Source organism: Tumebacillus sp. BK434, from assembly GCF_004340785.1.
Classification (GTDB): domain Bacteria; phylum Bacillota; class Bacilli; order Tumebacillales; family Tumebacillaceae; genus Tumebacillus_A.
In genome coordinates this window covers 222,765-241,959 of the sequence record NZ_SLXS01000005.1, presented here as the reverse complement: position 1 = coordinate 241,959, position 19,195 = coordinate 222,765, and the positions used below count along the sequence as shown (strand labels likewise).

The 19,195-nt window shown below is 48.9% G+C and carries 16 protein-coding genes; 11 read left to right on the top strand and 5 right to left on the bottom strand.

Features of this window, described 5'->3' with window-relative positions; all coding sequences use genetic code 11:
• Positions 1–61 precede the first annotated feature (61 nt).
• Entirely contained in the window at positions 62–1,147 is a 1,086-nt protein-coding gene (gene mutY / locus EV586_RS14795) for an A/G-specific adenine glycosylase (RefSeq protein WP_132945889.1), read from the top strand.
• Positions 1,148–1,199: 52 nt separating this feature from the next.
• On the opposite strand, the gene EV586_RS21640 is transcribed toward mutY, so the two are convergent.
• From EV586_RS21640 to dpdA, 3 genes are all read right to left on the bottom strand, one after another.
• Positions 1,200–1,325 carry a hypothetical protein gene (locus EV586_RS21640; protein ID WP_279388301.1) on the bottom strand — a complete coding sequence of 42 codons (126 nt, stop codon included), beginning with the start codon at positions 1,323–1,325 and terminating at the stop codon, positions 1,200–1,202.
• Positions 1,322–2,644 (bottom strand): helix-turn-helix domain-containing protein, encoded by a 1,323-nt coding sequence (locus tag EV586_RS14790; protein ID WP_165898621.1) that lies wholly within the window; start codon positions 2,642–2,644, stop codon positions 1,322–1,324. The genes EV586_RS21640 and EV586_RS14790 overlap by 4 nt, the downstream gene beginning before the upstream one ends.
• Before the next feature lie 113 nt (positions 2,645–2,757).
• A complete protein-coding gene (gene dpdA, locus EV586_RS14785) occupies positions 2,758–4,779 on the bottom strand; it encodes a tRNA-guanine transglycosylase DpdA (protein ID WP_132945887.1) in 2,022 nt (673 codons plus the stop codon).
• 175 nt (positions 4,780–4,954) lie between these two features.
• Here dpdA and EV586_RS14780 point away from each other — a divergent pair, with 175 nt between their 5' ends.
• The 3 genes from EV586_RS14780 to EV586_RS14770 are packed head-to-tail and all read left to right on the top strand — an operon-like array spanning position 4,955 to position 9,755.
• Positions 4,955–5,887, top strand: coding sequence for a tRNA guanosine transglycosylase family protein (locus EV586_RS14780; RefSeq protein ID WP_243653048.1), 933 nt, complete (start codon positions 4,955–4,957; stop codon positions 5,885–5,887).
• The gene (locus EV586_RS14775) at positions 5,859–6,584 is read left to right on the top strand and encodes a hypothetical protein (RefSeq protein WP_132945885.1); all 726 of its coding nucleotides are present in this window, start codon (positions 5,859–5,861) and stop codon (positions 6,582–6,584) included. Before EV586_RS14780 ends, EV586_RS14775 begins: the two co-directional genes overlap by 29 nt.
• A gap of 30 nt (positions 6,585–6,614) precedes the next feature.
• Positions 6,615–9,755 carry a hypothetical protein gene (locus EV586_RS14770; protein WP_132945884.1) on the top strand — a complete coding sequence of 1,047 codons (3,141 nt, stop codon included), beginning with the start codon at positions 6,615–6,617 and terminating at the stop codon, positions 9,753–9,755.
• A gap of 73 nt (positions 9,756–9,828) precedes the next feature.
• Here the strand turns inward: EV586_RS14770 and EV586_RS14765 are convergent, their stop codons facing one another.
• Positions 9,829–10,185, bottom strand: coding sequence for a hypothetical protein (locus EV586_RS14765; protein WP_132945883.1), 357 nt, complete (start codon positions 10,183–10,185; stop codon positions 9,829–9,831).
• A 104-nt stretch (positions 10,186–10,289) separates the two neighbouring features.
• Here EV586_RS14765 and EV586_RS14760 point away from each other — a divergent pair, with 104 nt between their 5' ends.
• The 3 genes from EV586_RS14760 to EV586_RS14750 all read left to right on the top strand — a co-directional run bounded on the left by EV586_RS14760 (position 10,290) and on the right by EV586_RS14750 (position 11,368).
• Positions 10,290–10,622 carry a hypothetical protein gene (locus EV586_RS14760; RefSeq protein WP_132945882.1) on the top strand — a complete coding sequence of 111 codons (333 nt, stop codon included), beginning with the start codon at positions 10,290–10,292 and terminating at the stop codon, positions 10,620–10,622.
• Between the two features lie 129 nt (positions 10,623–10,751).
• Positions 10,752–10,937, top strand: coding sequence for a hypothetical protein (locus tag EV586_RS14755; protein WP_132945881.1), 186 nt, complete (start codon positions 10,752–10,754; stop codon positions 10,935–10,937).
• A gap of 26 nt (positions 10,938–10,963) precedes the next feature.
• Positions 10,964–11,368 (top strand): hypothetical protein, encoded by a 405-nt coding sequence (locus EV586_RS14750; RefSeq protein ID WP_132945880.1) that lies wholly within the window; start codon positions 10,964–10,966, stop codon positions 11,366–11,368.
• A 108-nt stretch (positions 11,369–11,476) separates the two neighbouring features.
• On the opposite strand, the gene EV586_RS14745 is transcribed toward EV586_RS14750, so the two are convergent.
• Positions 11,477–11,779 carry a hypothetical protein gene (locus tag EV586_RS14745; RefSeq protein WP_132945879.1) on the bottom strand — a complete coding sequence of 101 codons (303 nt, stop codon included), beginning with the start codon at positions 11,777–11,779 and terminating at the stop codon, positions 11,477–11,479.
• On the opposite strand from EV586_RS14745, the gene EV586_RS21870 reads away from it, so the two are divergent.
• The 4 genes from EV586_RS21870 (at position 11,732) to dpdG (ending at position 19,194) form a co-directional block, all read left to right on the top strand.
• Positions 11,732–11,995, top strand: coding sequence for a histidine kinase dimerization/phospho-acceptor domain-containing protein (locus EV586_RS21870; RefSeq protein WP_132945957.1), 264 nt, complete (start codon positions 11,732–11,734; stop codon positions 11,993–11,995). The two genes, EV586_RS14745 and EV586_RS21870, sit on opposite strands and share 48 nt — an antisense overlap.
• Before the next feature lie 530 nt (positions 11,996–12,525).
• Positions 12,526–15,828 carry a protein DpdE gene (gene dpdE, locus EV586_RS14735; RefSeq protein ID WP_165898620.1) on the top strand — a complete coding sequence of 1,101 codons (3,303 nt, stop codon included), beginning with the start codon at positions 12,526–12,528 and terminating at the stop codon, positions 15,826–15,828.
• On the top strand, positions 15,821–18,289 hold the full coding sequence (gene dpdF / locus EV586_RS14730; protein WP_132945877.1) for a protein DpdF: 2,469 nt from the start codon (positions 15,821–15,823) through the stop codon (positions 18,287–18,289). Before dpdE ends, dpdF begins: the two co-directional genes overlap by 8 nt.
• Entirely contained in the window at positions 18,286–19,194 is a 909-nt protein-coding gene (dpdG, locus tag EV586_RS14725; protein ID WP_132945876.1) for a protein DpdG, read from the top strand. Before dpdF ends, dpdG begins: the two co-directional genes overlap by 4 nt.
• Position 19,195 lies beyond the last annotated feature (1 nt).

The following is a 19,195-nucleotide window of genomic DNA, read 5'->3' as shown; positions in this document are numbered from 1 at the left end:
AGCACAGCCCTTTATGGCTGTGCTTTTTTGTATAATAGGGGAAGTGTAAGGAGGCAGGGAGATGAGCAAGGTTGATGTTGATGTAAAAACCGCCCGTGCCGTCGGCGGCCAACTGCTGGACTGGTATGAGCAGGTCAAGCGCGACTTGCCGTGGCGGCGGACGCGCGATCCGTATAAAATCTGGGTGTCGGAAGTGATGCTGCAGCAAACAAGGGTCGAGACGGTGATTCCGTATTGGAACCGCTTTGTCGAACTGTTCCCGACGATTGAAGCGTTGGCCGATGCGCCGGAGCCGAATGTGCTGAAGGCGTGGGAGGGGTTGGGCTACTACTCCCGCGTGCGGAACTTGCAAAAAGGCGCCAAGGTGGTGCGCGACAAGTTCGGCGGGCGCGTGCCGGACACGCCCGATGAGATCTCGACGCTGCCCGGCGTCGGACCGTACACGGCAGGCGCGATTTTGTCGATCGCCTACGATGTGGACGTGCCGGCGGTAGACGGCAATGTGTTTCGGGTGTTGTCGCGGATCTTTCTGATCGAAGAGGACATCATGAAGCCGAAGACGCGGCGGACGTTCGAAGGGCTCGCCGAGTTCCTGATCCCGCCGGGGCGGGCGGCGTCGTTCAACCAAGGCTTGATGGAGCTCGGGGCGACCGTCTGCATTCCGAAGAACCCGCGCTGCCACTCCTGCCCGGTGAAGGAGCACTGCCGGGCGCTGGAGGAAGGCGTGCAGGAAGAACTGCCGGTGAAAGAGAAGAAGAAGCCGCCCAGACCGGTCGACATGACGGCGGCCCTCCTGCGCGACGGCGACCGCGTGCTGATCCGCAGACGCCCCGACAAAGGGCTCCTCGCAGGCATGTGGGAGTTCCCCGGCGGAGAGCGGGTCGAAGGTCTGTCGCTAGAGGACAGCCTCGCTCTGCACCTCAGAGAGGCGTTTGGCGTGACGGTGGAGCCAGGGCGGCTGTTTGTTCAAGTCCAACATACGTTTAGCCACTTGCAATGGGACATGCGCGTTTTTGAATGCGCGATCACCGAAGGGCTGGTGCGCGAGAGTGATGATGTAAGATGGGTGCCGGTGGGGGAGTTGGAGACTTATACGTTCCCGGTGGCGCATGGGAAAGTAGTGAAGGAACTTGGTGGATTAGTATAACATGAATGACCCCGGCACATATGTGCCGGGGTCATTCATGTTGGTAATGAAGTTACTTAGTTTCAACAGGGCTCAACGGACCAATTGGGGTATCAAGTGCATTCTCTTGCGCATCGAAAGTTGCTGTTAGAGCAATTAAGGCAGCGAGGCATAAAGAGAGAGACAGCCATTTCTTCATAAGATTCTTTCGCTCCTTCCGGTAAGTTGTTTTAAGAGTTCTATACATCGCCGTTGAATGGAATAGGCTTGTGAATCTTGACCAGATTCATGATAAGCGTCACAAGCAATTTGCAAAGCATCTACATGATCGGCCACTGAGCCAATTTTATCAAAAATTTCTGCTGATATTAATGCATTTTCGACAGCATCGGAGAAGAGTTCGGACTCTAAGTAGTAAAGGGCAACAGTTTTGAAATATTCGCCTGCTTCTCTGTTGCTTTGGAGGCCTTGTCTTTGAATCGTGATGTCAGCATCGACCAAGTACTTAGAGGCAGACTGCAAGTTTCCCAGACTAATTTCAATAGCAGCGATTTCAGATAACACGATCACCAAGAAGTTGTAATTCTTTTGCTCTTCAAAGGGCTTGATGCAATCTTGCAGTTGCTCGATAGCGAGCTTGGGGTTTTCCTGGACAGTTAGCGTCGAAGCCATGGTGCGTTTCACAATATAAGAATTATGCGTCAGGTTCAGCATCTCAAACATCGTTAAGGCACGTGACATAGTATCGTGGGCAAGTTCATACTCCCGCAGATTTTTGTAGGTAATCCCCTGAGCAAAAATTACCGCAGCCGTTTCGTACATATTCTCTGTTTTGCTAAAAAAATCATAGGCTCGTTCCAAGTAGTATGCGGAACTTTGATGATGGCCCTGAAGCTGTAATGTAATCCCGGTATTATAAGAAATTCGCGCAGCCAACTCATCAAAGAGCGGGAAACGAAGGGATAAACTATCTGCTCTGCGATAATGGAAATTCGCATCCGTAAGATTTTGTTTCTGGTAGTAAGCATTCCCTATCGTATAGTGAATTCGTGCCAGAGTTCGCACATCATCAAACGTTGATGATTCTAACTCCTCAGCCAGTGGAATGAGGAGTTCCAAGATTTCCGAATACCTGTTCTGCAAATACAGACTCTCAGCTAAATCCACGGTCATCTCAATTTGTTGAGCATGTGATAAGTCTTTTAACCCCAGCAAATCTTTCAAAAGTTGCTCAGCCTCTGCTGGTTGCTTGGTCAGAATGTACACTTTGGAAACTTGATGTTTCCAAGCCGTCTCCATTTGATCTACTTCATGCCTCATCAGGTCTGAGAGAGGAACTTGAAGTTTTCTTGCAATATGTTGAGCCAACTCGACAGAAGGGATCCGTCTTTCATTCTCAATCTGACTGATCATGGAGATGGTGACAAATCCGTCAGCTAAGTCATTTTGCGACATGCCTTTCTCGAGACGGAGGCGTCTAATTCTTTCACCGAGTGTTTCATTAGGATCAATTCTCATCATTCAACACTCCCTTTAAATTCAATCGTACAATTTTTAGTATACAGATGTATGTAAAGTTTGGGAATAGGACATAAAAAAGAGGGAGAATCCAAGATTCTCCCTTCTAGCAGCTAATTGCCAAAGAGTTCTGCTTTGACACGTTTTAAGCGTTCGTAGTACACGTACGTGTTGTGGAATCCACGGCGGCGGTTTCGGTTGTTGCCGCGGAAGATGATTACATCGATCCCGACTGTTTGGCAGATCTGGCATCCACAGGCTTCCCATGGGCGTTCCTCGAGGACTTTTCGGTACAGTTCACGATGCACGTCACGGTTTTCTCCGAGTAGGGTGTCGTAGGCAAGAATCGCCTCCAAGGTGGAGTCGAGGTCTCGCTGTCCGGCATCATATTCTCGAAGGTATTTCAAGGCGACGGTTTCCAACTGCTTGAATTCTTCAAATACCCCGCCGTGCTCTGCAATTTGTTTCTTTACGCGGCCAGCCGTTTCTTTGGCTTCAGGAATGCGAATGGCGGTGTAGTGCGTGCCGTCGAGAGCGTGGAAGTTATGACCTGTGCCCAGCCATGCACGGCGCAGTGGCGAAGCGGAGTCAAACGAAGTCACACCGAGTTTGTGGAAGCTTTTCATAATCTCCTCGTCACGCGCTACACCGAACAGATGCATGCGGAAGTTCGGATTATCCATCAGCGGAGCTATCTTCTTAAGAATCTCAAAGATTTTCTCAGACTTCTCCCTTGCCAGTCCACCGATTGCAAAATGCTGATAACCCATGACTTTCAACTCAGCGACAGCATTCGCAAAGGAATCTGGATCCCATCCTTGTGCGATGCCTACAGGTGTGAAGTTGTAATTCCCAGCAGCATGCATTTGAATAAATTCACGAGCGTTGTCCAATGTCAGTCGATAGCGGTGTTGACGCGCTTGTTCATCCCGTTCCCAAGGGCCGACGATCAGATGGTCAACAGAAACGCCGTAATCGTAGCCTAACTCATGATAGTAGTCGAGTACTTGTTGAGTCGTATACGGAGGCGCGTCCTGTTCGATGTAACTGAAGGCACCGCAGTCTCCCATGATCGGTGTGTTTTCAGGCAGTCGCAGGAAATTGCGTATGCCCATTTCACTGATCAATTGACGTTTGCGTTGAGTGGCTTTATCGATGTTTGTTTTTGAGATCAGGACACCGTCATAGTTAGGATTATTGTTGTAAAGTTCATGAGCGTAACGATCACCGAGCAGTCGATCACGTCTCGAATCGGAGTAATCATTTTCGAATACATAGTTCGGATCGACACGATCATCATTCTCGGGGATAAAGAATTTGAATTCTGTTTGATAGTTTCTGGCGATTAAGTCCTCTTCGACATCGAAGGGAGGGCAATAAGTACTGAAAGGCAATAAATTATCAACAGTCGGGCTTTCAAAAATCGCCAATTGATTATTAAAGGCATTCAGTTCCAAGATTGCTGTCCGAGCCAGTTCTGGCTGATCATAAATATGATCCCAACTCACGTCCGGGTGTTCCATTAGAAAAGTGAGCAACTGGGAGAACAGATGTCCTTTGATGCGAATCAGACCAGAGCCAAATTCCTTTGCTTCTTTGGTGCCGATCGCCATCATGTGGTGCCCTTTTTGAAACTGGATGCGCTTCTTGCTGGATTCACCTGCGAAGAAGATCAGTTTTTGATTGTCCCGAATCTTCAAAGGCCATTCGATGGATTGTAAGTACTTGTCGCCCAGCAAGAAAAAGATCAAGTCGTAGTTCTCGATCCGTTCTTGCATTGTTTCCGTGATGGCGAGTTGTTTCGACCAAGATTGTATTGTGTTGCCGGTCATGTCGTTAAACGTGACTTCATACGGGTAGATGCTTTGTTTCTCGTGCAGGACACCGTAACCGGCAGAGAGGATCGCAATATCAACATCCAGGCCGGCTGCGCGATAGGCGCTTACCCCCTTCATCAAATCGACATGTTGTCCTCCAGTGTATAGCTCAACCGCTTCCGTTTTATATCCGGCAAGTGCTTGTTCTTTTTGATCTTTGATATTAGGGTTTTGAAGATCATCGAACAGTAACTGGTTGTGAGGTTTGTATTTCTTTTCGCCCGTGCAGGACGTTACCACTAAAACTCGTTTCGCCAAGTCTATCCCTACTTTCAAACTACGAATCAGCAAATCACTTTATCAAGAATAACATAGACGGTCGGTGCTTTCTATCCGCATGAATAATTGGCAGATGTTAGTTCGATGGTGCATTTTTTCTGTATTGTTTTTATGGTTGTTTAATATGTAAACGATTTGATATGTTGTGTAGGGGGTGAAGGCTTTGGACTTCTATGTTGGCTGGTCACATAGTGATGCCATGTATAGCGATTATTTTCCGGGGTGCCCGATGTTAATCAGCGCAGTTCCTGACAACATAAGACCGTTGCGGAGATTCAAAATCAAACCAAAGAAGTTAATCCTCGATTCCGGGGCTGTTTTCTATGCGTCTCACCCTGAGCGTGCGCGAGTAAAGGACATTTTTAGCCGACAACTTGAGATCCTGCAGGACGGAGCAGCCGACACTGAGGTACGGCTGGTACATGTGGATGAACCAATGTTGAATATGAAACAACTCCGTGATCGGTACAAAGCTATGGAGAAGACCATTTTTAATGCCTACGAGTATATGAACTTGTTCTCTTCAGCTCAACTTCCCCAACAGATTACCCCTGTTGGTGTAATTCAAGGGTTTGATCTGGCGAGCATTCGCTATTCAGTATTGGAACTAAAAAAGATCGGTTATATAAACTTTGGGATCGGATCATTACTTGCTCGCCGTCCACAAGAACAGATCGCATTTATCACCTACGCTGCAGAGCTTGTTGGTGCGGACAAGCTTCATGTATTCGGTGTGACCGGGTTGAAACAAATTCAGAAGATGGTTGAGTTAGGCATCCAGTCCTTCGACTCCACCCGTCCGACGATGGCTGCTGCATTCTTTCAGATCTTTTACAGCAATCCGTTTCGAACTTATCTCATCGACCAATCGAATGTGAATAAGAAGATTACGCGCATCGATTACACATTGCCTTGCGATTGCCCGATATGCCTGGAACGACCCGACGACCTCTTGATACCAACTCCGCGTGACTATATGAAATTAAGGTCGATCCATAACTACTATCACTTGAAAAAAACAATCCAACAATTCCAACATGAGAAGGAGAGGGTCACAAATGCTGTTCCAAATGTGTTACGGTCCTGAGTTGGAATCGATCTATGAAGTGGTCAGGAGATCTCCAGATTGTACTCTTGATGATTTGCAAATGAAATTTCAATACGCAGAAGAGGGGGACATTCGGTCTCTGATAGAAGGGGCGGTTACGGTCTTGACCGATTTGGGTCTGGTTTATGACCGGGAGGGCAAGTTTTGTTCCCAAGGAGATGCTTGGGACGTGATCGATGTCTTGTTGCGGTTGCGGCGAGTAGGGAATGAGTCGGAGGAGGCTACTTTTGATCATGTTTTCAGTCATATGTACTATGAATTGTTTGTCAAGTCTAACACGATGTTTATAAAAAATCTCCATCATCAAACCAATCAACGATTTCCAGATACTTTGGTCGGGAAGGAAAAGGTCAATGCATGGAAGCGAATGATGGAGTTTTTCGGTGTAGGCCACCGCGTCTATTCCGGATTCTATGCATTGCCGCAACTGCGCCTCATGGAGCGGTTTATTGAACGGAGTGGAGAATGGTCGGGTCCGCTGCACCAGTATTGCCAAGAGCAGATCCATCCTGTATTGCCTTGTGTCCACAATGGTGACGTTTTCCGCGGCGTGATTTATGGATTGTCCTTCTTGGACAAGCAAGGTGTGATCAGACTTACGCGAAAGCAGGACTTGCCGTACAGTTCATATGGACCGCAGCATCAATGGAACTGGATTGAAGTTGGGGAGGGCTAGTCGATGATACCGTGTATAACGAAGGACGCAATGAAACTGCTGGTCGGAACTGCGGATGAAAGATACAATTTCTCTCCTGAGTATTTTCGGAGTACGCACTATCCGCAAATCATGCATCGGTATTATCAACACCAATTGATTCAGGAAGTAACAGAGAAGGAGTTGTTCGATGAGTTAGTGCAAGTCACTGAGCTAGGAAATCGCGTTTATATCGTGTTTGGTTCTACAGGAGCAGGGAAGTCGGAATTGCTTTGTTGGCTAAAAGACCAGTGGGAGTTTCAGAAGATCGACCGCCCGGTTATCCGGATCTCACGAACGGAACTAAATCCCCAGGTTTTGATCAACAAGTGTTTTCAAACATTAGGACTGGGCTTGGAGATTGAAATAGATGAAGAACGATGGAATGTCTTGCTGAAAAAACCGATCACCATCGTCAATCAGATCGTCTGGTCAACGTTGGCTGAGTTTTTTGAAACGGATGAACAGATCGTGCCGATATCTCTCTTGATGCGTCCGATTATCGAGCAAAATATCATGGACTTTGCACAACAAGTACGGAAGGGGGATGTAACGAGTCCATTAGAAGTGTTGAGCGAGGAACAATTTCAAGATGCAGTGAACGGGACTACGTTGAACATAGAAGTTGAGTACGAATTGTTTAGACGGTCACTTGTTCAAAAACTAGACCACTTTCTTTTCCATGGAAAAGATATCTTGTCCTTGATGAAACAACTGTCTTCTCTTCTGGCTGAGAAGAAAATACGGCCGTTATTGCTTATCGATGATCTTGTTCAGTCGATTAACTTGTATGCATCGGAACTGTTAGATCACCTGATCACGTTAGAAGAAGGGCACTGGGACGTTGTTGTCGGTCTGACGCCGGGAGCGCTGCAGGACAGTGCGAAAGGGGCAGCGCTCACAACTCGAATTATGAATTTAGACACGATTGATGACAGAGTGAAAAAACTCTGGCTCTCAGACGAAGCAGGGAGTGTTTTTTACACGCTCGGGAAAGAGAATGTGGTTTCTTATATGGAGCGGTACTTGGTAGAACTGAAACGCTCACAAGGGTATGTTTGCTCAACGTCATGCAAAATGGCGAAAGAGTGTTCTCGTTTCCTGCTTGATCCGGCAGGTAGCCTGCCCTTATTGCCATTCAACGAACCGTTTCTGAACCGGTTGTATGACGGTATTCCGCAGGGTAAAGGAAAATTGCGCTACATGATCCTGCACACAAAAGAGATGCTGCGCTTCTTTCAGCAAGGCAATCGCAAGGGAATGACGAAAGTCAATGCGTATGTCCAACGGGAAAAATATGCGGATCATCCAGACCAAGTTCTTAAGCTGCTCGCAGAGTGGTTCGCGGATTTCGAATCATCACAAGTTGTACTGCCCAGGGCTCTTGTGGAGAGATTCGGAAGCAATAAGGAGGAGGTAACGATTCCCATTCAAAATATCAAAATGCAATCTTCTCCGCTAAGGTCAGTAAAGCAGGAAGAGACGCGCGAGCAAACCGACATTATGACGTATTTACGCGATTGGATTGAAGGGGAAAAGGTTAATCTTGAACTGCTGGAACCTGTCCGTGCAGGGATCGCTTCACTGGTGCAAGATACGGTCAAAGCCACATTTGTATCCAGACCGTTTACGTCGCGAACTACCTCTGTTATCCAACGTACTGCGATTGAAAAACGTCTTCGTTACCCTATTGCATTTGCTCCCGGACAAAAGAAGTCTCAGGAGATCATTGTACCCAGAACTACATCTGTTTTTGGGATTGCCGGGTTCCAACAGTTGAAGCTCCAAGATCGCAAAGATTCGTTTGCAGAACTCTCGGATGAGCTTAGTACGGCCGAATGGATTTATCAAGGTGAACTCTTCCAACGAAACTGGACGAAGGAAATGGAACAAGCGCTAGGCATGTCGCTGCCTCAGTTTGTCTATCGGTTTCTAGAGTGGGTATCTCAGTGGGGGATGGTGTCGAATGAGGCATGGGCTGCGAATGTTCGATCACCATTTACTGTCAAAGTCCAAGAGATTGCTGAGTCGATGTTCCATGACTGGTTTGCGTTGCGTGAAAACATGATCGATGCCGACTGGTTAGGTCGGGTAGGCGGAAATCTTGATCTGGAGGAATGGGAACAATTCAAGTTGCAGGAAGGTGTTTTTGAAAAATATAGTGTGGGGGATGAGCCGTTTCAAGTTTTTTTCAATGCTTTGCAAAAAAGCGTCCGAGAGTACCAGCGACAACTATTGCCGTTAGTAGATGAAAAGCTGCATGAAGTGAAAGAGATGCTCCCATTACTGGGAATGATCAATGCGGATCGGAAAGATAAAATCGAGAGCATCATTCAATTTCGGGAGTCGTCTGATCGCTTAACTTTGTCCTTAGCCGGTCAAGTGTGTGAGTTGGACGATTGGCTGAGATTTATCAAGACTATGCCGGAGTATCAAGAAATTGTTTCGCTGCAGGAAATGGTGCGAACTGAGTTCAGTCTCTGGCGAGAGGTAAGAGAGCAGACTCTGGAGTTCTTGTCCCAATGCGGGGTGGAGATGGCGCTGAAAATACCGGAAATTCGTGATCCCTTGTATTTAGAAGATGTACAGCTTGTACAAGGGGGATGGGGTCGAAAGCAACAAGAGCTTCAGCTCCTCAATAAGATTTTGTTGAGGATGACACCAGATTTGGTCGCTGCGCTCTTTCAGAAAGACTCGGATCTACTGTTCAATCTTTCACAAACTCTAACGTTATGTGCGTTTCGTGAGTGTCTTATTAAGTCTCTTGAAGGTAATTATGTAAGGACAAAAGATCTCGCATGCTTGGTGGGACATAGTGTTGTGGATTTTCAGAACTTGTATTTGCAATGGGTGCAAGCAAAGGAAAATCGCAATGTAAGAAATGAGATTGTTAAGTATTTGATAAGAGACCGGCAGTGGTGTGTGGAGGGGAACAATCTTGATGAGGAGGTGCTTTACGCTTATCTCAGGACGGATAGAGATCTAAAAGAGGCCATCAAAGATACACTTACAAAGCTCATTCTAAAGGGTCAAGTAGATGTAGGAGTACATCACATAAGGGATGCAATTCAACAAATATCGGAGAAGTTTCCGAGCATACATGAGAAACTGATTCTGACGATAAAGTTTGACCCAAAAGACAGACTTCTTTAGGACCTCGCAGTTTTCTCGCTATGCATAAATATATAAACGTTGTACATTTGCAAATAGATACCCTACCAGTAACTCATGCAAGTACTTGGTTACGTAGCAACTCATTAATCTCCACCGCCACCCCTCCTTGATTGATCCGGTTGCAGATCGTGCGCAAGTTAGGGTGGTCGGAGCCGATGAGAAGGTACAGGGCAGAGGCATCGGCGAGATCCTGCAGGAAGTCGCGGTGGCTGACCGCGTCGAGCTGGACATGCAGGCGGTGCTGCTGCCCGTCGGGATCAAATTGAACGTTCAGCTCCAACGATCCGTTTTGGCTGTGCACGTGCAATTGCGACTTCACGATCTGCTGACGAATGACATCACTTGGCAAGACACAACCTACTACATAAGGCACGCGCGTGCGGTCGACGATCAGGGTTCCGGCTTCCATGGCTGACACTCCTCCTGTTTGGTGGTAGTATCTTTATCATACAAGGTCTTGCCGGAGCTTTTTTGAACGGCGTCTTAATCCTTTGTAAAACAGGGGTGGAGAGAATGGAAGTGCGCGGTTTTTTTGAATACAAGCTTGAAGAAGGAAAGCAGGAAGCCTATCGGGAACTGATACCCCGGCTGCGCGACAAACGCACGCAAGCGGGGCTGATGAACTATAGTGTCTGTGAGAGCGTCGACCAAAAAAATCTCGTCGTGGAGACTTTTTTGGCGCCTTCGATAGAGGAGTATCGGGACGTGGAAGCGAAACTATTGAAAGACCCGGAAACGGTTGAACTTCTGAATACGCTCGATACATACATCGTCGGGGGGGCTGCTGCGAAAAAGGTGTGGTTTTTTGCCGAACTGAATTTTTCGCAGGGCAAGGGAACACTGTAAGGATAAGAGAGAGGGGTGAGCATCATGATCTCTGTAACACAGATCGCCAAAGAGAAGATTCAAGAGATCCTGGAGCAAGAACCGCAGGGCACTGTCATTCGCGTCAGTGTATCGCCTGGTTGAGGCGGCATGCGCTTTCGCTTGGCTCTGGATGAGTCAAAAGACTATGACAAATCGGTGGAGGCAGAAGGCATCACGTTTGTGATGGACCCGTTTGCTGTCGCGCTGATCGAAGGCATTCAAATCGACTATGATGATATCGTCGAAGATGATTTCATCATTAAGAATACAGCAGGTCCAAATTCGTCTTGCTAACTTCTTCATAAAGGGGACAACGCCGCATGGAAACTCCGGTACAAGTCAATTACGATATCAAATCGATGGAGCGCTGCATCTCGGCAACGTTCGCATTCGGCCAGACTTCGATGAACAACGCGTACTTCTCGATCTACTTCATCGTCAATAACGCAGGGATCGTCGCAGTGTACGACAAATCCATGCCGCTGCAAGGCGCAGAAGCAAACGCCAGCAACGAAGTGCCGTTCGTTGACCAGTTGAAGACCAACTCGATCAACCTGAAGCAAGGCACCAACAAATACGAAGTGCTGCGCTACATCCACGATGAGCTCCAGCGCATCGGCGAGAAACTGCAGCGCGACGGCCGTCCGCTGAACGACTCGGACATCGGCAAGCTGATGACCAAGATTGCGTCCAAGTACGAAGGCAACCCGGGCGTTACTCAATAATTGAGTCACGCAGTAGCTGTCTAAGAGAAAGATCTCCATACGTTGATATGATCCCCTTTAAGTAGACAGTAGGAAGCAAGCCCCCTACTATTTGAAGGGGGTCTTTTTCTATGGGAAAAATTCGAAGAACCTATTCCAAAGATTCGCCCGCTTCTTGGCGTTCAAGCGGGAGATAAGGCGGATCACCAGCGTCTTGCCGCTTATAACCAAAAGAAGACGGAGAAGAGGATCGATCTGCAACTGATGAATCGCGAGCTTGAGCAGTTGGCGAAAGAGATTAATCAAGGGATCGATCACACCAAACATTGCCCGTGCGGAGCAGCGGCGCATCGAGGATGAACTGAAGGCGGCGATTGCGTACATATCCCACGATCTGCGCATCCGATTACTTCGATTCTCGGGTATCTTCAACTACTAGACTCCGAAGACACGTCTCCCGAACAGCGCAGTCAGTATCCTTCGTCCGTTCGAAGCAGCGCCTCCCGACTCAAGGTCTTACTCGAAGATTTCTCTGATCTATCGAGGATCGAAGCGCCCGACTTTCCTCTCAAAGTGGAACGGGTCAAGCTGAATCATCCGACGATTGAAGTGCTGATGAGCCCCTATGACCAATTCCGCCAACAGTGACGTGAATCAGTCTTGGCACTGTCCGACCAGGAATTGGTCATCCTCGCCGATCGACGGCGGTGAAACGGGTCATCGAAAATCTTGTGATGAACGCGCTGCATCATTACAAAGGCAAAGTATGGGTCTGTCTCCGTGCAATTGACTGTTCGAAACATGGTGACACAGTTGGAGGAACGAGATCTTCAATTGCTGATTGACCGCTTTTACAAAAGTGACAGCACGCGCTCCGGGCGTGGGCAGGCCTTGGTTTGTCGATTGTGAAAAGCTTGATGAACAAAATGCTGGGAATGTGCAGGCAGAACTGCAGGCGGATGAGTTGTCCATCCGCTTTGAATGGACAACAACAAGTTGAACAATCCGAACTGAATGAAATTGGGAGAATCCTTCTCTTGAGGTAGGATTCTTTCTCTAAAACTAATAATTTTCACCTATTTAACATACCTACTATATCAACGAAATCAAGTTGTTTTGTAGTATAATGTATTGCATGAATGTCGCGATTGATACCGGGAAATGAGGGTGAACATGCAATGGGGAATGGTGTACGTGTAGGTTCCTTTGTCAAAGTTAAGCATTCTCAACTTGGCATCGGCAAGATCGTGCGTGTCTTGGATCATCATGAAGTCATTGTAGAATTTTTTCATTCCATCGCACAGCAGGAACAGCAGGTCGTGTTTGGTTCCGATATTTCGAGAACGTATATCGAAATGCAAACCAAATGTTATATCTTTCTTGAGGGCGAGAATCGCTGGGTGACTGGGCGTGTCAAAGGGTATGTCGACGGAGAGTACGAGGTTGATTTTCCGGACAAAAACTCGTGTTATGTAGCGGAGCGCCATTTGCATGTCCGTTGTTACGCCCCTCTTGAAGACCCGACAGAGGTATTGGTAGAAAAAGGGCAGGAGACTGCCTTTTTCCATATACATCGCTCCAGATTCTATAACACGCTGTTGGATCAGCGTGCAGCCGCACGCGGGATGACAGGTTTAGTATCTTCCAACATCGAACTGCTTCCCCACCAGGTAGAAGTGGTTCGACGCGTCTTGGAAGACCCGATTCAAAGATATTTGCTGGCCGATGAAGTTGGGCTCGGGAAGACGATAGAAGCGGGCATAATTTTGCGCCAATATCTACTGGACACTCAGCACGATAAAGTCCTACTGGTTGTGCCAGGCTTTCTGTTGGACCAATGGCAGCATGAGATGGATACCAAATTCGGTTTCGCTGATTACGAGGATCGGGTGGCTTGGGTCGAACAGGAACGGCTCCATCTGGCGTTTGAGAACTCGCCCCCTTCTTTTGGCATGGTAATGGTGGATGAGGCGCATCTGCTGGCTGCCAAGTTAAACTCAAACGTTGAACAAGAGCGTTCCGAGTTTGAAACGCTTCGTGAAATCTCACAGGCTACGGCAGGGCTGCTGCTCTTGTCTGCCACACCGGTACTCAACAATGAGAAAGAGTTTTTGGCGATGCTGCACCTACTCGATCCGGAGACATACAGTTTGAACGACATGGATTCGTTTAAATTGCGTTTGGAGAAGCGGCAAGAAGTAGGGCGATTCCTGCTGTCCTTCCGGGAAGACAAGCCGCCGGTTGTCCTTCAGCGTGCATTGCCCAGATTGCAGGCAATGTTTCCCGAAGATTCCATCTTAAAAGAACTGGCGGATAAATTGGAAAGCTGTTTATTGGAGGAACCAACAGATACGGATCGAATTCGAGAATTGATTCAACAGATCAGAGTGCATCTCTCGAACACGTATCGCCTGCATCGGCGCTTATTGCGAAATCGAAGAGAAGTTCTCGACGATCTGTTTCCTTACGGCAGAGCGAATTCGAAAACAGATATAGAGTTTGATATGGATGTCCGGATCGAAAATGTCGCCGACCTGCTTGAGGACTGGAGAGAATCTGCTTGGGCGAGCGAGCGGCACAATTGGGAGGACCCGGACGTAAAGACCACCGATCTGATGCAAGTCTATTTGGCGATGGTTGAGACATATGGCAGCAGCTGGCGATTGTTAAAAGAGGTGCTGCAAGCCCGATTGACGGGCAAAGCGTCTGCCCAACTGCAAACAGACCTCGGAACTGCGGGGGGTGAAGCTTTGGTCAGCGCCCCCTCCTTCCCCGAAGAAGAATTGCTCCTCAAAAACATGATCGATGCGCTGGATCAGCCGTCCGAAGATGAGCGGTTGGAAGTTTTGCTATTTCGCTTGAATCAATTGCTCAAACAGACGCCCACATCTAAAGAGGGCAAGAAAATTGTGATTTTCTCACAGTTTCCCAGCGTATGCCGCGAGATCCTGGAATACCTGCAAAAGCTGATGGGGGCACACGCGGTCACAGGCTGTCACGGGGGGGTGTCACGTGACTTGCTGGAGAAAAACATCGCAGCTTTTCAGGAAGATGCGGAATGCCTCATCATGGTATGCGACCGTTCGATTGAAGCAGGGCGCAATTTGCAATTTGCAGACGTTTTGATTCACTTTGATGTCCCGTTCTCCCCGAACCGGCTCGAGCAGCGAATCGGGCGTTTGGACCGCATCGGAAGGACGAAGCCGTTCCGGTCTTATGTATTTGTTGGACCGGATCACGCTCACTCGTTTTCCTACGGATGGTATGAGGTTCTTCAAAAAGGGCTCAAGATCTTCCAAACATCTGTTGCCTCTTTGCAGTTTTTTGTGGATGAAAAGCTGCCGGCGTTGCACAAAGCCGCCTATCTGTCCGGAGTAGCAGGGCTCCATCGCGTGCTCGATACGTTGGCGGGCGAGATCGTAGAGGAACAGCTGAAATTATCGGAGCAGTATGCGTTGGATGGAATTGACGCGCGCGAACAACAAGCATCCGATTTCTTCAAGTCCCTTTTCGAACACGAGGCGACCGAAGAAACAATCGAAGACGGGATTAACTCTTGGGTGGTAGATACACTGGATTTTTCCCGAATTTCACAAGGTGCCAAAGGGGATATGTTCCGCTATCAGGCCAAACGCAATAAGACATTAGTTCCGGCCAGATATTTGTCACCACTGCATCTCACATCAAGTGAGACGATGACATTTCGGCGCAAACTGGCCGCGAGCGGAAGCGGTTCGCTCTTGCGCATTGGACATCCTTTTTTGGAGCAGCTTGCCGCCTATTTGGACTGGGATGACCGTGGACGGGCATTTGCGATCTGGCGGCAGGTACCGGGCTGGGATACGCGTGAAGGCAGTGAATGGGCTGGTTTCTGTTTTGAATTTCTGGTGGAAGGCGAGATTGCAGAAGCGGAGCACGTGTATCAGAAGCGTGCGATCCCTTACAGCTCCAAAGCTTTGCAAAGAAAAATGGATCGCTTTTTCCCGCCGCGTTTAGAGAAAATCTTCTTAGATCTGGACGGGAGACCTGTTGAGGATCCGCAACTCTTAGAGCACCTGCAAAAGCCTTTCCAAGAGCGGGAATACGGCGGGAAAGACACAAACATCATCAAAGATCGGCTTGAGGTTGTCGAACAAATTATTTCGAGCGAATATTGGCCGGCAACCTGCTATCACACGCGCGACCAGGCGGAACGGCATTTGAGAATGAGCGATACCATGCAGAGTTTTTGCCAAGAGACGGCCCGGCGGGCGACTGCTGATTTGGAAATGTTCAGAAGAAACTTGGCTGCACGTTCCAGAGTCATGGAACTCAACCCGGACATTTCGTACGGGGACCTGCCGGATTTAGAACAGGAACAGGAGATTCAGGAAACTTTGATTCGAGGGATACTCAACCCTCGATTCCGGTTGGATTCTGTCGGATTCTTTGTCTTGTCAGGCCGAATATTGAAAAAGGATCGGGTGACCGCTCGTGGATGAGTTGCACGTGCTTCAAAACGCGGTTTGGAGTCAATCGGTATCCGTATTGGATCATCGTGCCGTGGAATCGCTATTTTTGAGACGATTGATTCTGGCTAGGAAAAGTCATCGTCGCCCTGCTCCGCTTGATCTGACCGCCCTGGTCAGGTCTGCTTTGCGCTTTGAATCGGAGAAACAAGGGCATCCCCAAATGCTGAAAGTGCCGAAACAGCTCGGATGGCCGAATTTGGAACAATGGAAAGCAGCGGGGATGGAACTCGTCAATGAACTTGAAGACGGTTATGTAATAAAAGCGAATCCTTGGCGGCCGGACTGGCTCCGGGGGTCTCAGCTTAACCCGCCGGATACACCTTTGTTTCAAACGACAAGCAAGCGAAAAGAGCAAAGTGTAGGAGGAGATCCGTTTCTCCGGAGGATGAATCTTCATAGGTACCGTTCAACAGCCCAAAGGGATGCCATGCGCTCCGTATTGACGATGCCTCCCGGGAGTTCGCTACTGGTAAACCTGCCAACGAGTGAGGGAAAAAGCCTGTTGGCGCACATGCCCGCACTGCTCGATCAGGAATCGGAAGAGTTGACCGTCGTTGTGGTTCCGACGGTCGCATTGACGATTGATCAAGGGAGTCGGATTGAAGAGTTTATCGGTCACCCAGCCGCTTATTTTCAAGGAAGCGGGCGTGAGGCCGTCAACCGGGCGATTCGTGAGCGGATTGAATTGGGCACACAGCGGATTCTGTTTACATCACCTGAAAGTTTGCTCAATTCTCTTCAATCGAGTCTTCATCAGGCGGCGGAGTCTGGATCGATTAAGCGTATTGTGATCGACGAGGCGCACATCGTGGATGCTTGGGGAGATGAATTCCGCTCCTCTTTCCAAGAACTGGCCGGGTGGCGGCGCGGTCTGATGCGGGTATGCCCTGCGATCACGACCGTGCTATTGTCCGCAACCGTTACGGAGTCCTGTCTGTACACGTTAGAAACGCTTTTCGCTTCGCCTGAACCGCTGCATCAACTGGCATCGGTGCGACTTCGGTCGGAGCCTTCCTTTTGGAACAGCTGTTGTGCAGACGATGTGATCAAGCAGGAGCGGCTGATTGAGGCGATCAATCATTTGCCGAGACCCTTGATTCTATATACAACGAAAGTAGAGGACGCGGAATACTGGGCAAGAACGTTGCGGGAAATGGGTTACTCCCGCTTGTCCTCCTTCACCGGAAACACCAAATCTGAGCAGCGGGAGCACCTTCTTGAGCAATGGCGAGAGGATGAACTCGATGTTATCGTTGCCACATCCGCATTTGGGCTTGGTGTCGATAAAACAGATATTCGGGCAGTAGTCCATGCTTGTGTCCCGGAAAGCCTTGATCGTTTCTACCAGGAAGTCGGGCGGGGGGGACGGGACGGCAGGGCCTCCTTATCCCTGATGCTCTACACTTCACAAGATCTGCAGATAGCCAAGAGAATGAATTCCAAGAAGTTGATCGGTGTCAAGCGCGGATTGGAACGGTGGACGCAGATGTTTCGCAGCAAACAGGAAATTCCCGGAGCGCCCCGCACCTACCATGTTTCCACCGATGTTAACCCCGGCAACAAAGGGAAGGATCTCGACATGAACAACATGCGCAACCAGGCTTGGAATGTTCGAACCCTGACCTTAATGGCTCGCGCAAGATTGATCGAGTTTGACTGGGAGGCAACGCCGCGTAAAAACAGCAGTCTGATCCGAATCCTCGATGCAGATCATCGCATCGCACGGTATTGGGAAGCGCATGTAGGGAAGTACCGTGAGGAGAGTATTCGTTCGGACAAGCGCAATTATCATCTCATGCTTGAAGTTTTGCGCGACAGGCGCTGTGTGTCCGCTTCCTTGCAGGACCTGTATACCATCTCTGATCGGGGGGTTCGGGTGACGCCTGTTTGCGGCGGTTGCGCCCATTGTCGAAAAACGGGAGCGGAGGTTTCAGGCCTTGCGCCGAGTTCGCAACTGGTCCGGTGGGATACACCGGAGCAAACACAAGACTCCTATTTGATGACCAACTTGGTTGGGGAGAACGGCAGACTGGTCATCTTTTATGATCGGGAGCACCGGAATTTTTGGAAACTAATGCGTTGGTTTGCCGACCAGGGGATTCGTCATTTTGTTGGCGACGCTGACTTTGTAACGGAATTGAGCAGCCAGACATTTGCGAGCAAGAAACCGGTCTTTTCGTCTGAACTGTCGCGGACGCCGCGACGCAGCGATTGGCCAGAAGTTCCTACAGTATTGGTTCATCCGTCCGATCCGCAAGCGTTTCATCCGCAAATACAATTTGCTCTTCAAGGTGACCTGCAATGCAGCATTTGCGTGTTCCTGCTGCCTAAACATTTGCCTGATCCGCAGCATCCGAACCGCACATATCGCGATATCACGATGCTGAGATCCTATGAATTGGAAGCTTTTCTAACGGAGGTTCGTCTATGAGCTTACTTACCCAAATCTACGCGAGTCCAAGCCGAATCACCGCGGCGTATCGACTTTTGCTGCATACGCCGGGGCAGCGGCTCCCTCGTTCTGTCATGGAGCAGTTGCTGTCCCCAAAGTCTCTGGCCGCTTATTCACCCAAGGAAAAGGTGCGGACGGAAGAGGAAGAAGAACCGGCGGAAATGGTGAAGCATGTCCTAAATGAATTGGAAACGCTTGGTGTTGCCCAAACCGAGGGGGATGATATGGTCTTGTCGCCAACTTTGGAAGTAGACCTGCGCAATCCCCAAACGGGAGACCAGCTGTTTCCATTGGCGTTGACCGACTTGATTTTCTCAAACGAAAACGACAAAAATCACGATATTGCCATGCTGTTTGCCTGGTATTTGACGAAGGATGTCCTCGATGCGCCTAGCAATTGGGATGAATGCGAGGCGGAGTTGCTGAAGCAGTTAAAAAACGATCGTCTTTTACTCACGAACAATGCTCGTTACGGGCAATTTGAAGACTGGATTTGTTACTGCGGATTGGCATGGACGTATGGTTTTGAATTAAACAGAACGGCCCGCTTGATGCCAGACCCGACACGGCACATCGAGTATTGTTTGCCACGCATTTTTCAGGAACAGAACACGTTGCCGATCCAAGAATTTATGAATCGTTTGGCGGAACTGAGTCCGGTATTTGAAGGGGGGAGCTTCCGCAAACGACTGGAGCGCGATTACGAAGTTGGCGTTCTTCTCGACAAGCGGCTTTCCTCTGTCACTTCCTTCACATTGCATCGGCTGCAGGATGAAGGGGTTCTTGAATTTATGCACGAGTCGGATGCTCCTGCCATGTTGGTGGCCGATGATAACGGATACCGTTCCATCACTCACATCACTTGGCATGGCCAGAGGGGGTAAG

Bases quoted from the DNA above. Each gene is read 5' to 3' on its own strand.
- dpdG (WP_132945876.1), top strand. From the start codon at position 18,286: ATGAGCTTACTTACCCAAATCTACGCGAGTCCAAGCCGAATCACCGCG.
- EV586_RS14770 (WP_132945884.1), top strand. From the start codon at position 6,615: ATGAAACTGCTGGTCGGAACTGCGGATGAAAGATACAATTTCTCTCCT.
- EV586_RS14765 (WP_132945883.1), bottom strand. From the start codon at position 10,185: ATGGAAGCCGGAACCCTGATCGTCGACCGCACGCGCGTGCCTTATGTA.
- EV586_RS14750 (WP_132945880.1), top strand. From the start codon at position 10,964: ATGGAAACTCCGGTACAAGTCAATTACGATATCAAATCGATGGAGCGC.
- EV586_RS14790 (WP_165898621.1), bottom strand. From the start codon at position 2,644: ATGAGAATTGATCCTAATGAAACACTCGGTGAAAGAATTAGACGCCTC.
- dpdE (WP_165898620.1), top strand. From the start codon at position 12,526: ATGGGGAATGGTGTACGTGTAGGTTCCTTTGTCAAAGTTAAGCATTCT.
- EV586_RS21640 (WP_279388301.1), bottom strand. From the start codon at position 1,325: ATGAAGAAATGGCTGTCTCTCTCTTTATGCCTCGCTGCCTTAATTGCT.
- EV586_RS14760 (WP_132945882.1), top strand. From the start codon at position 10,290: ATGGAAGTGCGCGGTTTTTTTGAATACAAGCTTGAAGAAGGAAAGCAG.
- EV586_RS14755 (WP_132945881.1), top strand. From the start codon at position 10,752: ATGCGCTTTCGCTTGGCTCTGGATGAGTCAAAAGACTATGACAAATCG.
- EV586_RS14775 (WP_132945885.1), top strand. From the start codon at position 5,859: ATGCTGTTCCAAATGTGTTACGGTCCTGAGTTGGAATCGATCTATGAA.
- mutY (WP_132945889.1), top strand. From the start codon at position 62: ATGAGCAAGGTTGATGTTGATGTAAAAACCGCCCGTGCCGTCGGCGGC.